Origin of the sequence: Xanthobacter autotrophicus ATCC 700552, from assembly GCF_043194565.1 — a bacterium.
Classification (GTDB): Bacteria; Pseudomonadota; Alphaproteobacteria; order Rhizobiales; family Xanthobacteraceae; genus Xanthobacter; species Xanthobacter autotrophicus_F.
Genome location: NZ_JBAFVS010000001.1, coordinates 23888 through 36655, shown reverse-complemented (window position 1 = coordinate 36655; position 12768 = coordinate 23888). Strand labels below are relative to the sequence as shown.

10 protein-coding genes and 1 tRNA gene are annotated in these 12768 nt (G+C 68.6%); 6 read left to right on the top strand and 5 right to left on the bottom strand.

Translation table 11 applies throughout. The annotated features are described in order from the left end of the window. Nucleotides 1-16: 16 nt before the first annotated feature. Entirely contained in the window at nt 17-811 is a 795-nt protein-coding gene (locus V5F48_RS00165; protein WP_394038869.1) for a creatininase family protein, read from the bottom strand. Nucleotides 812-1290: 479 nt separating this feature from the next. On the opposite strand from V5F48_RS00165, the gene V5F48_RS00160 reads away from it, so the two are divergent. From V5F48_RS00160 to fdxA, 3 genes are all read left to right on the top strand, one after another. After that, a complete protein-coding gene (locus V5F48_RS00160; RefSeq protein WP_394038867.1) occupies nt 1291-4692 on the top strand; it encodes a helicase-related protein in 3402 nt (1133 codons plus the stop codon). A gap of 31 nt (nt 4693-4723) precedes the next feature. Next, complete coding sequence (locus V5F48_RS00155) at nt 4724-5011, top strand: RNA-binding S4 domain-containing protein (RefSeq protein WP_394038865.1); 288 nt, start codon at nt 4724-4726, stop codon at nt 5009-5011. Between the two features lie 82 nt (nt 5012-5093). Continuing rightward, nucleotides 5094-5429, top strand: a complete 336-nt coding sequence (gene fdxA, locus V5F48_RS00150; RefSeq protein ID WP_394038863.1) for a ferredoxin FdxA — start codon at nt 5094-5096, stop codon at nt 5427-5429. 196 nt (nt 5430-5625) lie between these two features. On the opposite strand, the gene V5F48_RS00145 is transcribed toward fdxA, so the two are convergent. Beyond that, nucleotides 5626-6714, bottom strand: coding sequence for a hypothetical protein (locus V5F48_RS00145; protein ID WP_394038861.1), 1089 nt, complete (start codon nt 6712-6714; stop codon nt 5626-5628). A gap of 168 nt (nt 6715-6882) precedes the next feature. Then, nucleotides 6883-7332 carry a hypothetical protein gene (locus tag V5F48_RS00140; protein WP_394038859.1) on the bottom strand — a complete coding sequence of 150 codons (450 nt, stop codon included), beginning with the start codon at nt 7330-7332 and terminating at the stop codon, nt 6883-6885. Nucleotides 7333-7389: 57 nt separating this feature from the next. On the opposite strand from V5F48_RS00140, the gene V5F48_RS00135 reads away from it, so the two are divergent. The 3 genes from V5F48_RS00135 (at nt 7390) to V5F48_RS00125 (ending at nt 10471) form a co-directional block, all read left to right on the top strand. Continuing rightward, on the top strand, nt 7390-8994 hold the full coding sequence (locus tag V5F48_RS00135) for a peptide chain release factor 3 (RefSeq protein WP_394038857.1): 1605 nt from the start codon (nt 7390-7392) through the stop codon (nt 8992-8994). 67 nt (nt 8995-9061) lie between these two features. Continuing rightward, the gene (gene dapD / locus V5F48_RS00130; protein ID WP_394038855.1) at nt 9062-9919 is read left to right on the top strand and encodes a 2,3,4,5-tetrahydropyridine-2,6-dicarboxylate N-succinyltransferase; all 858 of its coding nucleotides are present in this window, start codon (nt 9062-9064) and stop codon (nt 9917-9919) included. Nucleotides 9920-10381: 462 nt separating this feature from the next. Continuing rightward, a tRNA-Ser gene (locus tag V5F48_RS00125) sits at nt 10382-10471 on the top strand. Between the two features lie 145 nt (nt 10472-10616). On the opposite strand, the gene V5F48_RS00120 is transcribed toward V5F48_RS00125, so the two are convergent. Both V5F48_RS00120 and V5F48_RS00115 read right to left on the bottom strand, forming a co-directional pair. Further along, nucleotides 10617-10907 carry a hypothetical protein gene (locus V5F48_RS00120; RefSeq protein WP_394039504.1) on the bottom strand — a complete coding sequence of 97 codons (291 nt, stop codon included), beginning with the start codon at nt 10905-10907 and terminating at the stop codon, nt 10617-10619. Then, nucleotides 10904-12577, bottom strand: coding sequence for an ankyrin repeat domain-containing protein (locus tag V5F48_RS00115; protein WP_394038853.1), 1674 nt, complete (start codon nt 12575-12577; stop codon nt 10904-10906). The genes V5F48_RS00120 and V5F48_RS00115 overlap by 4 nt, the downstream gene beginning before the upstream one ends. Nucleotides 12578-12768 lie beyond the last annotated feature (191 nt).

Here is a 12768-nt window from a genome sequence, read left to right as displayed (position 1 = left end):
ACCGGGGCCGTTGGTCTCAAACGTGGTGGTCGAAGCGCTCCAGATCGAAGGCTGCCACGTCCTTCAGCAGCTCCACGAAGGCCCGCGCGCCGAATTCCGTTGCCGCCTCGCCCTTGAGGGCGGTGGCGCCGCGCGCGTCGCCCATGGCGCCATCGGCGCTCAAATCCTCGGCGAGCCAGCCGAAGCCCACCGGGTGGTTGGCCCGAAGCCGCGCAAATTCGCTCTCCATGGCCACGCTGTAGGGGGTGAAGTCGCCCGCATGGGTCATGTCCACCAGCTCGGGGCGGTAGGCGAGCATGAGCGAGGTCTCGATTTCGCCGCCATGGATGCCGTGGGCGCGCTCATGCTCGGTGAACAGGCCCACCGGATAGCCGAACCGGTGCATGGAGCAGGTGACGGCGAGCATGCGATGCTTCACGCGCAGGGTGCGGGCCACGAGGTCGATGACCGGCACGTTGCCGCCGTGGGTATTCATGAGCACCAGCCGCCGCACCCCGGCGCGCGCAAGGCTCTCTCCCAGTTCCACCCACGCGGCGAGCGCGGTGGCGGGCGACAGGGTGAGGGTGCCGGCAAAGGTGATGTGCTCGTCGGACTTGCCCACCGCCTGCACCGGGAGGAACACGGCATCCAGATCGCGCGGGACCTGGGCGGCAATGCGCTCGATATAGCCTTCGGCGATGAACAGGTCGGTTCCCAGCGGCAGATGCGGGCCGTGCTGCTCAACGGCAGCCACAGGCAGGACGGCGACGAGGCGCGTCTTGTCCAGGGCGGCAATGGCCGGGGAGGAAAGTTCTGCCCACGTGAGAAACACCAGCCGCCTCCTGAGGTGTCGCCGTCCGTCTACGACGTTTTTTCATGGGGCCGAAAAGGCGCATGAAGTCAAGGGTCTGACGATAGCTTAGCGGTGGCCGTCCCCCGGCTGGCGGTCCCGGCCGACCGTGCCGCCTGCTCGTGCCGCCTTGGGGCAGGCAGGTGGGCCGGCCCGTCCCGCCGTCGCCGGGAGTGGAACAAAAGGGGCTTTTCCACAGCCTGTGATTCGCGCGGCTTTCGTTTCCTTTTTGTTCGCGCCGGCGACGCTGCTCGTCCCGATCCGGGACAGCCGGCCGCCCCTGCGCATGCTGACCCCATCGCGCCGCCACGCAGAGCGGTTGGGAACGCGGCGTGAACAGGCGGCCGCGGGCGATTCGCTCCCCTTGCGTTCGCAAATGTTCACGGCCCCCCTTTCGCCATGGTCGCCCTGTCCCGATATGCTACAGAACCCCGACACCCGAGTGGACCGAAATTCAGCCGATGGATGATGTCACCCAATGGGCCGTGCTGCCGCGCAACGTGAGGGCGCGGGGGGTGAGCGCGGTTCTCGGCCCCACCAATACGGGCAAGACCCATCTCGCCATCGAGCGCATGCTGGGCCACGAGAGCGGCATCATCGGCCTGCCGCTGCGCCTGCTCGCGCGTGAGGTCTACCAGCGCATCGTCGAGCGGGTGGGAGCGGACAAGGTGGCCCTCGTCACCGGCGAAGAGAAGATCAAGCCTAAAAGCCCGCGCTACTGGGTCTCCACGGTGGAGGCCATGCCGCGGGACCTGGACGTGTCCTTCGTCGCCATCGACGAGATCCAGCTCGCCACCGACCTGGACCGCGGCCATGTCTTCACCGAGCGGATGCTGAACCGGCGTGGCCGGCACGAGACGCTGCTGCTCGGCTCGGCCACCATGCGCCCGCTGATCGAGAAGCTGCTGCCGGGCGTGAGCATCGTGGTGCGTCCGCGCCTGTCCACCCTCACCTTCGCCGGCGAGAAGAAGATTTCCCGCCTGCCCCGGCGCTCGGCCATCGTCGCCTTCTCGGCGGAGGAGGTCTATTCCATCGCCGAATTCATTCGCCGCCAGCGCGGCGGGGCGGCGGTGGTGATGGGATCACTCTCGCCCCGCACCCGCAATGCCCAGGTCGAGCTCTACCAGAGCGGCGACGTGGATTACCTCGTCGCCACCGATGCCATCGGCATGGGCCTCAACCTCGACGTGGACCATGTGGCTTTCGCCTCGGACCGCAAGTTCGACGGCTGGCAGTTCCGCAAGCTCAATGCCTCCGAGATGGCGCAGATCGCCGGCCGCGCCGGGCGGGCGACGCGCGACGGCACCTTCGGCACCACCGGGCGCTGCCCGCCCTTCGACGAGGAGTTGGTGGGCCGGCTGGAAGAGCATGTGTTCGACACCGCGAAGGTGTTGCAATGGCGCAACGCCGTCCCGGATTTCCGCTCCGCCACGGCGCTTCTCGCCAGCCTCTCCCTGCTTCCCAGGGAGGAGGGGCTGACCCGCGCGCCGGTCGCCGACGACGTGGCCGTGCTCGAAATCATGAGCCGCGACACGGAGGTGACAGCCCGCCTCGCCTCGCCTTCCGATGTGGAAAGGCTGTGGGACGCGTGCCAGGTACCGGATTATCGCAAGGTGTCTCCGGGAGCCCATGCGGAGCTGGTGGCAACGCTTTTCGGGCACCTTTCGGGGGGCGGATTTATCCCCGATACGTGGTTCGCGCGTCAAATCGCCTTGACCGATCGCCAAGAAGGCGACATCGACACGTTGTCGAACCGGATCGCGCAGGTGAGAACCCTTACCTTCGTGGCCAACCGGCCCGACTGGCTCAAGGATCCGGGGCACTGGCAAGGCGTCACGAGAGGGGTCGAAGACAAGCTGTCGGACGCACTGCACGAAAGGCTGGCCCAGCGTTTCGTGGACCGGCGAACCAGCGTGCTCATGCGGCGCCTGCGAGAGAACACGATGCTCGAAACTGAAATCAGCAAGACCGGTGACGTTACCGTTGAAGGCCATGTCATCGGCCATCTCCATGGCTTCCAGTTCGCCCCGGATCCGGCGGCGGGCGGGGAGGAGGCCAAGGCCCTGCGCGCCGCTGCCCAGAAGGCGCTGGCGGGCGAGATCGAGCAGCGCGCCGCCCGCGTCGCCCAGGCGGTGGACGAGGCCTTCGTGCTCACGTTCGACGGCACCGTCCGCTGGACGGGGGAGGCGGTGGCCAAGCTCATCCCCGGCGATGAGGTGCTGAAGCCGCGCTTCAAGATCATCGCCGACGAGCATCTCACCGGCACGGTCCGCGACCAGGTGGATGCGCGCATCGCCCTGTGGCTTTCGGCCCACATCGAAAAGCTGCTCGGCGCTCTGACCAAGCTCGGCACGGCGGAGGACATCACCGGCATCGCCCGTGGCATCGCCTTCCAGATCGTCGAGAGCCTCGGCGTGCTGGAGCGCGCCCGGGTGTCCGAGGAGGTGAAGGGGCTCGACCAGGCCGCCCGCGCCACCCTGCGCGGCTATGGCGTGCGCTTCGGCGCCCATCACATCTATCTGCCGGCGCTGCTGAAGCCCGCCCCGCGTTCGCTCGCGGCCGAGCTTTATGCGCTGAAGCACGGCGGCCTCGCCCAGAAGGGCCTCGACGAGCTGCCGCACCTTGCAGCGTCCGGGCGCACCTCCATCCCGGTGGACCACGAGGTCCAGAAGGGGCTCTACCGCGCCGTGGGCTTCCGCGTCTGCGGCGAGCGCGCCGTGCGCGTGGACATCCTGGAGCGTTTGGCCGACCTCATCCGCCCGGCGCTGGCGTGGCGGCCGGGCTCTGCCGGCCCCAAGCCTGCGGGCGCGGTGGACGGGCGCGGCTTCACCGTGACCGTGGGCATGACCTCGCTGGCCGGCTGCTCGGGGGAGGATTTCGCCTCCATCCTGAAGTCGCTGGGCTACCGCATGGAGCGCCGCCTGCCGCCGCCGCCGGAGGCAGAGGCCCCCGCCGCGGCACCGGCGCCGGTTGAGTTCGCGCCCCTGCCGGAAGGGGCCATCGAGGCCGACCTGCTGTTCGACGCGCCGCCTGCGGAGGCCACGCCCGTGGAGGAGGCCGAGGTTGAGGCTGCTGAGGTCGAGGCGGTCGAGATCGAACCAGTCGAGATTGAGCCAGTCGAGATCGAGGCTGTCGAGCTGGAGGCCCCGGCCTCCGAGGCGGTCGCGGCCGAGGCTGCCCCCGAGGTGACCGAGTCCGACGTTTCCGAATCCGCGGTTTCCGAATCCGACGTTTCCGAGCCGGATGTTTCCGAGCCGGAAGAGGCGGACGCCGTCATCGCCGACGAGATCGAGGCGGAAGCGGCGGTTGAGGTCCTTGAGGAAACCGGCGACCCCACCACCGCCGAGGTGGCGGCCGAGGTCAGCGCACCTGCCGTGCCCGGTGGTCCGGAGACGGTGGAAGGCGCGCCTGCCGAGCCCGAGATGATCGAGGTGTGGCGTCCCGGCCGTCCGCCGGGCGCGCCCCGTCGCGAGCGTCCGGCCGGCGAAGGTCGCCGTTTCGGCGGCGAGCGCAAGGACGGGGAACGCCGCGAGGGTGGCAAGGACAATGAGCGCCGCGGCGAGCGGCGCGACGGCCGTCCGCCCCATCGCCGTCCTGTCGAGGCACCCGCCGCGCCGGCCGGAGCGCCCAGCGTCGAGGGCGAGCGCGCGCCGCGTCCGCCCCGGGGCGACCGTCCCTTCCGCGGCCCGCGGGAGGGCGAGGGCAATCGCGGCCCGCGTCCCGAGCATCGCGCCGATCAGCGTGCGGACCAGCGTCCGCCGCAGCAGGAGCGCCGGCGCGACAAGCCGGCGGATCCGGACAGCCCGTTTGCCGCCCTGGCCGCGCTGAAGGCGCGCATGGAGGCGGAGAAGAAGGGCAAGTGAAGCGCGGGCAAGTGAAGCGCGGGCAAGTGAGGTGACGGGTGAGGTGACGGATCCGGCGGAGCGGCAGAGGCTCGACCGCTGGATCTGGCATGCCCGCGTGGTGCGCACCCGGGAAGCCGCGGCTGATCTGGTGCGCGCCGGTCACGTCCGGCTCGACGGCGCGCGGGTCACCAGCCCGTCCCAACAGGCCCGGGCCGGGCAGGTGCTCACCATCGCGCTCGACCGGACCGTGCGCGTGTTGCGAATCACTGGCTTTTCGCAGCGGCGGGGAGATGCTACATCGGCACGCGCGCTTTTCGATGAAATAACAGAAGCGTGACGGGTAATGGTGGCTGCGGCCTTGCATGCGCTTGAACGGCGCGCCGGCCTGCGCTAACCGAGGCCCTCGAAAGGGATTGTCCATGACTTACGTCGTCACCGAGAACTGCATCCGCTGCAAGTACATGGATTGCGTGTCCGTGTGCCCGGTGGACTGTTTCTACGAGGGCGAGAACATGCTCGTCATCCACCCCGACGAATGCATCGACTGCGGGGTCTGCGAGCCGGAATGCCCGGCCGAGGCCATCAAGCCGGATGCCGAGCCGGGTCTCGAGAAGTGGCTCGCGCTCAACGCCGAATACGCCCAGGCGTGGCCGAACATCACGCTCAAGCGTGACCCGCCGGCCGACGCCAAGGAGTGGGACGGCAAGCCGGGCAAGGAAGAGCTGTTTTCGCCGGAGCCCGGCCAGGGCGATTGATCTGCGAGACGCGGCTTGCGAACCCGCAGGCGCAGGGCCTTCCGCCTGCAGGTGGCAAGCCGCGCGTAAAGCTGGCCCGCGCCGGTTGATTCCGGCGGGCCAGGGTCTTGACCGGCGTCGAGAGCAGCGCAGGCTTGCCTCGTCGCCCGTCGGTACACTCAAATGTCATGACGCGGAGTCATGACGCGGACCGGACCTACACTGTCCCGAGGCGGGCGCGCAGGTCCACCCCCTTGGGCAATCCAGCCACCTCCTCGACCTGGAGCGAGCCGGCCGCCAGGGCGCGGATCATCGCGGAGAGGTCGTCGAAGCGGTGGTCCGACCGGTCCATGAGGTCCACCCACAGCTGGTCGAACTGGTCCAGCAACTCCGCCAGCGGCACCACCGGCAGTTGGATACCGGAATAGCGCGGATACTTGTTGGTCAGCTTCTTCCAGTCGTCCTTCAGGGCATCCCGCAGCACGGGATCATTGGTCAGCCGGTTGTCCCGCCCGCCGCGCTCGAAGGAGGCCTTGGTCTCCAGCAGGTGCGTGAGGTGCGCCACGGCGCGGCTGCGCATCAGGGGGCGGATCTGGTTCTTGAAATAGCCGCGCAGCATGTCGGTATAGACGCTGTCCTCATAGCCCACGTCCCGGACCACCGCCCCGCCGCCCACCTGCGCCGCGGTCGCCGCGAACACATCCTGCGGCCACTCCGCGGCGGGCCGCGAGGTCAGGAGCAGGACCACCCCCGGCGGCATGGCCGCGGCGGCGGGGAGCACCGCGATGGCGCCCGCGTCCCCGATCATGTCCAGGCCGTCGATGGCCACCAGCAGCCGCTTGGCGCCGGTGGTCGTCACATGCTCGCGCGCCGCGCCCAGCAGGGCGAGAACATCCGCTTGCGTCGGCTCCGCGCCTGAGCCTTCCGCCAGCACGACGCCGAATTCCGCCGTGACCGCATCCCTGAGCGCCGCCGCCAGCGCCTGCGGCGTCAGCGGTCCCTGCACATGGATGCCGATGGCCTTGATGTCGCTGGCAATGGTGCTGTCGATGCCCTCGAGGACGGCAGGGTCGCGCCCCGGGCGCCGGGCGATGATGCCGCGCACGAACAGGGTCTTGCCGATGCCGGCGGGCGCCCGGAGCCAGTAGAGCCCGCGATCGGTGGTCAGCAGGAATTCCCGCAGCGGGGTCCTGAGATAGGTGGGCGACACATAGGCCGCGTCCAGCGCGGGATAATCGAGGGGGGCGAAGTCGGGCCTTACGTCGGGCGTCGGGTCGCAGCGGACCTCCGGGGCAAGCGAGGTCATGTCGTGTTCCTCCGGGCGTTGTGGCCTTTGTGGCGCCACAGAGGACGGATCACTGGTCGTCGGTCCTCCGCCCCGGCATGACTGCCGTGCTGTTGGCGGGTTTCCACCCAAGGGTCCTCACACCCCCCCACCAAGCACAAAGCATGCCCCGGCCGCCGGGCGGCGCCGTCAGGGGGCCGCTGCCAGCTGCTCATACTGGGAGAGCACCACCTGTCCCGCCGCATCGAGGTAGGCGCGGCCGAACCGCGCTTTTTCGAGGCTCTCCACCGGTTGCCACATGGTGCCGCCGATGGGCGGGGAAGCGCCGGCCCGGGCGCACGGCACCGCGATGGACACCGCCTGCCCCGCCTTGTAGGCCGTGCCCCGCTCCACCCGGGCGACGGTGCCGGTGACCGTGCAGGCGCCGTAGCTCTCCTGCGGCGGCGTCACCTTCCGGACCGCGATGACGATGACGCTGGCCGCATCGCGCCGCGCCGTCTCGTAGACATAAGGCGGCATCAGCGCCATCGCCGGCCCGCACCAGCCGGCGACCAGCGCCGCAACCAGCAGCCCCGCGCCCCGCAGAGGTGCCCGCCGACTGCCGGCACCGCCCGTGCCTCTGCCTGACCAGTCATTCATCGCGCTCTCCCCGCCATCCCGGTTTGTCGAAATCCGGTTTCGCCTTATATAGCCCCGATGCTCGACGAGACCCATTCCACGGCGGCGGCGTCCCTGCCGGATTTCGCCCGCCGGCGTACCTTCGCCATCATCTCCCATCCGGACGCCGGTAAGACGACGCTGACGGAAAAGCTGCTGCTTGCCTCCGGCGCCATCCGCATGGCCGGCCACGTGAAGGCGCGCGGCGAGCGCCGCCGCACCCGCTCCGACTGGATGGAGATCGAGCAGCAGCGCGGCATCTCGGTCACCTCCTCGGTGATGACCTTCGAGCGCGACGGCATCGTCTTCAACCTGCTCGACACGCCCGGCCACTCGGACTTCTCCGAAGACACCTACCGCACCCTCTCCGCCGTGGATGCGGCGGTGATGGTGATCGACGCGGCCAAGGGCATCGAGAGCCAGACACGCAAGCTGTTCGAGGTGTGCCGCCTGCGCGACATTCCCATCTTCACCTTCGTCAACAAGGTGGATCGCGAAAGCCTCGACCCCATCGCCCTGATGGACGAGGTCTCTTCCACCCTCGCCCTCGACCTCACCCCGCTCACCTGGCCCATCGGCATGGGCGTGGACTTCCGCGGCCTCATCGACATCGCCAACAAGCGCGCCCTGCTCGCCACCGAGCGCGGCGGCCCGCTGGTGCGCGAGGTGCCGTTCGAGACGCCGGAGGACCTCATCGACCTCGAAGGGGTGGAGGAGCGCATCATCAACGAGGCGGTGGAAAGCCTGACCCTGGCGCTCGGCGTGCTGCCGCCGTTCGAGCTGGCCTCGTTCCGCGAGGGCCACCTGTCCCCGGTCTATTTCGGCAGCGCGCTGAAGGAGGCGGGGGTCGCCGAGCTGCTGTTCGGCCTCGCCGACGTGGGTCCGAGCCCGCTGCCGCGCTCCGCCCGCGGCCGCACCGTGGAGCCGGCGGAAGATCTCGTCTCCGGCTTCGTCTTCAAGGTGCAGGCCAACATGGACCCGAACCACCGGGACCGCGTGGCCTTCGTGCGCCTGTGCTCCGGCCGCTTCAAGCGCGGCATGAAGCTGTTCAACCCGCGCGAGAAGCGCCAGATGGCCATCGCCAACCCCATCTTCTTCTTCGCCCAGGAGCGCGAGACGGTGGACGAGGCGGTGGCCGGCGACATCATCGGCATTCCCAACCACGGCATGCTGCGGGTGGGCGACACCCTCTCCGAGGGCGAGACCATCCGCTTCGACGGCCTGCCGGACTTCGCCCCCGAAATCCTGCGCCGGGTGCTGCTCTCCGACCCCATGAAGGCCAAGCAGCTGCAGAAGGCGCTGCAGGACATGGCGGAGGAGGGCGTGGTTCAGGTCATCAAGCCGGTCTCCGATCCGGCGCCCATCGTGGGTGTGGTGGGCACCCTCCAGCTCGACGTGCTCTCGGCCCGGCTGGAGAAGGAATACGGCGTGCCCATCCGCTACGAGGCGGTGTCCTTCGTCACCGCCCGCTGGATCGTGGGCGAGCGCACCGAGGTGGAGCGCTTCATGGAGGCCAACCGGTCCTCCACCGCCCGCGACCGCGACGAGGCCCCGGTCTATCTCGCCCGCAGCCAGTGGGTGCTGGACCGCGCCATCGAGGAATGGCCCAAGCTCAAGTTCGTCGCCGTGAAGGAACGCGGCTGACCTTTCAACCCGCCCTGAATTGACATGCCCGGCCGCGCGGGAGTGCGGCCGACCTGGAGAACTCCCCATGGCCGACGCCGCCCGCCTTGCCGCGCTTTCCCGCATTATCGACGACGCCTTCGAGGCGCGCGCCGAGATCGGTTTCTCCACCATGGGGGAGGTGCGTCTCGCCGTCGACGAGGCGTTGTCCCTCCTCGACAGCGGCGCCGCCCGCGTGGCCGAAAAGGGCGCCGACGGCGACTGGACGGTGAACCAGTGGCTGAAGAAGGCGGTGCTGCTCTCCTTCCGGCTCAACGACATGGAGCCCATCGGCGGCGGCCCCGGCGGCGCCCACTGGTGGGACAAGGTGCCCTCCAAGTTCCTGTCCTGGACCGAGAAGGACTTCCGCGCGAGCGGCTTCCGCGCCGTGCCGGGCGCCATCGTGCGCCGCTCGGCCTTCATCGCGCCCAACGTGGTGCTGATGCCGTCCTTCGTGAATCTCGGCGCCCATGTGGGCGAGGGCACCATGGTGGACACCTGGGCGACCGTGGGCTCCTGCGCCCAGATCGGGCGGAACGTGCACCTGTCCGGCGGCGTGGGCATCGGCGGCGTGCTGGAGCCGCTGCAGGCCGGTCCCGTGATCATTGAGGACGACTGCTTCATCGGCGCCCGCTCGGAAGTGGTGGAGGGCGTGGTGGTGCGCACCGGCTCGGTGCTCTCCATGGGCGTCTTCATCAGTGCTTCCACCAAGATCGTGGACCGGGAGACCGGCGAGATCTTCGTGGGCGAGGTGCCGGCCTATTCGGTGGTGGTGCCCGGCGCGCTGCCCGGCAAGCCCCTGCCCAACGGCCAGCCCGGCCCCTCGCTCTATTGCGCGGTGATCGTGAAGCGGGTGGACGCGCAGACCCGTTCCAAGACCTCCATCAACGACCTGCTGCGCGATTGAGCGCGGATTGGCCGGGCATTCGGAACGGCTTCGCTCCGGCGCGGCGTGATCGCCCGGCCAGCCTTCACCGCGTTCCGGCTTCGTTGCGCTCGGGCTTCATTGCGTTCAGGCTTGGCAGTGCTCCGTCTTGGCCGAGTTCCGTTTTGGCCAAGTTCAGCCTTCGCCGCGTGCAGGCCTGGCGCCGCGCGGGGTATCCCGCCGCGTGCGGCGGTCTGGCCTGTGGGCAGCGGTGCGATAACGGCTTGCCAGATGGCAACAAGCGGCTATATTCCGCCGCCTCGCCGGTATGCAGCGCTGTATAAGTGTTGCCGGTCTTCGAGTTCCCCTGGAAAGCGATGACGCAAGGTCCGGCGGCCGGGTTCCCTCCCGGTGCGGAGAAGTGGCCGATGATTGGGGCAGCACTCCTGCCTTCAGCGGTCGCCTTCCGCGAAGGGTTCTGCGTGCGTCTCGGCGCGCGCGGCTGGAGAGGTGGCCGAGTGGTTGAAGGCGCACGCCTGGAACGCGTGTATACGGGAAACCGTATCGAGGGTTCGAATCCCTCTCTCTCCGCCAGCTATCAGGCATAAGTAATTGAAAATACATATACCTTTCCTCGCGCTGCGGATCTTGTCCCAGCACGTGCGTTAGCTCGTCGTGGTCCGTGGTGGACCGAAGCGCGATTTGCCGGGATCAGGCGGGATCGGGTGGGACGCGACCGTTAGGCCGCCTCCCACACCCGGTTGAGGATCTTTGCAGCGAGCGCGGCCTTGTCCTGCGGCAGGAACAACCGCCGTGGCGAGAGCACGCGCCGATCAGATCGCATCGCAATCTGATCGGATAACGCGTTCTCTTTCCTTAAGTTTAGAGGGCGATCCGAGCAAATTGGTTGGTAACCTGCGGCGTGGAAGAGGTTTTGGCATTCCTGGGGCGTGAAGCGGTCGATGAGTCTTCCAATTGCGTCCCACAGGCCGGCGACGGAGCGCTCGGCTGGCCGAATCTCGACGGTCAACTGGAAGCGATGCTTGCTTCCATCAGCGCTGCCGCCTCGTGGTAATCCTGATCGCGCGCGAAGTCGATCGGTGTCCGGCCGCTGGCGTTACGCCAGCCAGCGTCGGCTCCATGCGCGAGAAGGATGCGGGCGACCGCGGCCGCGCGATCGGGATCGTCGGGCGGAAGGATGAACAGCGGCGTCGGACCCTCGGGATCGGGCAGGGCAAGGTTGGCCCTTGCGGGGTCCTCACGCAGGATCGTTTCGAGCCTTTCGGTCTGCCCCATATAGCTCAGCGTCCGAGGATCGCGGCTGAGTGGAGCGAGGCGTTCAGCGATCTGCGGCTGGCCCATCATGACCGCCCAGCTCAGCGGCGTCCCGCCCCAGCGCTGCTCCTGCAGATCGACATCGCCGCCCGCCGCGACGAGCAGGTCGACTGCCTCTATAGCCCCTGATTGCGCCGCCCGGTGAAGCGGGCTGATCCCATCCTCGCCGAGATTGTGGACCGGGGCGCCGAGCGACAGCAGCAGCGCGACGGCGCGGGCATTGCCGAACTCGCCGGCAGCGATCAACGGCAACGGATCCTCGATCAAGGTCGGATCGGCGGCGAGCATCGCGCGGACCCTGTCTTCGTCGCCCGCGAGACTGGCCGCCTGGAAGGCCTGGATGCCCTCAAGCGCGGCAGGCTGCGCGCCATGTCGTTCGAGCAGGGCGAGCATCTCCAGAAAGCCCGACATCTGGGCGAGCGCATGGACCGACTGGTGGCGATAGGGCTGGATCGTGTCGGGATTGGCGCCATGGGCGAGCAGCCATTCGGCGCGCGCGAGATGGTTCTGGCCCGCCGCGCTGCCGAGCAGGAAATCGAGCGTGCTGATTTCCAGATTCCCGCCCGGCCGTCCGGCCGCCGGGTCGCTCCATTTATGCGCGGTGCCCTGCGCCTCGCACAGGCGCCAGAGCTTTTCGTACCAGCGGGCGTCGCCGGGGTCGCAGGCGATATTGTACAAGGCCTGAAGATCGAAAGGATCGGCGCCGGCCGCGACCAGCACGTCGACGAGCGCCTCGGCCTGGGGATGGCTCGGCCTGTGCTGCTCGCCGAGCCAGATTACGCCGGTCAGGATTTTGAACGGGCTGCCCCAGCCATCGTCGAACTGGAAATTGGGATCGGCGCCGGCGCCGAGCAGCAGGCGTGCGATGGCCACGGCATTGTCGGCGTCGAGGCGGCCATAGGCGACATGGGCGAGCGCAGTCCAATTGAGCCGCCCCCCGGTCCGGGTCGCGGCTTTGGGATCGCGCGCGAGCCGCCGCTTGACTTCGGCCAGGTCGCCGCAGGTGACGGCGGTGAACAGGCTGTGCCGGGCGATGTCGGGGTAGAGATCGAGGATGCGCCGGGCGATCCTGGTGTCGCCGTCCCAGCCGTGGCGCAGCAGGCGGTCGAGGCGGTCTGCGCGATTGCTGCCGGTCAGCGCCATCTCCGCGATCGCCGCCTTGAGCACCATCCAGTTTTCGCAGCCATATTCGCGGGCAAGTGCGTGCTGGACGTCACGCAGTCCGGGTTCGGCAGGTGCGGTATACCACGCTGCCGTCAGACGGCGTTTTGCATCCGGCTCGGCGGCGCGCAGCGCCTTGAGCCAACGCTTGGCATCCTTGCGGAGGGTTTCGACAGAGGTTCGGGGCGTGAGGACGCGGGTCATCTTCAACCTACCTTCCCATCGCCTGACGTCCGCTTACGAAAGGCCGGAAGAAGGATTCGTAAGATCGTAGATCATATCGCTATGACTGGATGGGAGGATCTCCCTTGCCGCGGACAGGAGGCGCTCCAGATGCGCTCTATACCGACCATTGGCGGGCGGGTGCCACTTGTCAATGTGGCTGGCGATGTGCG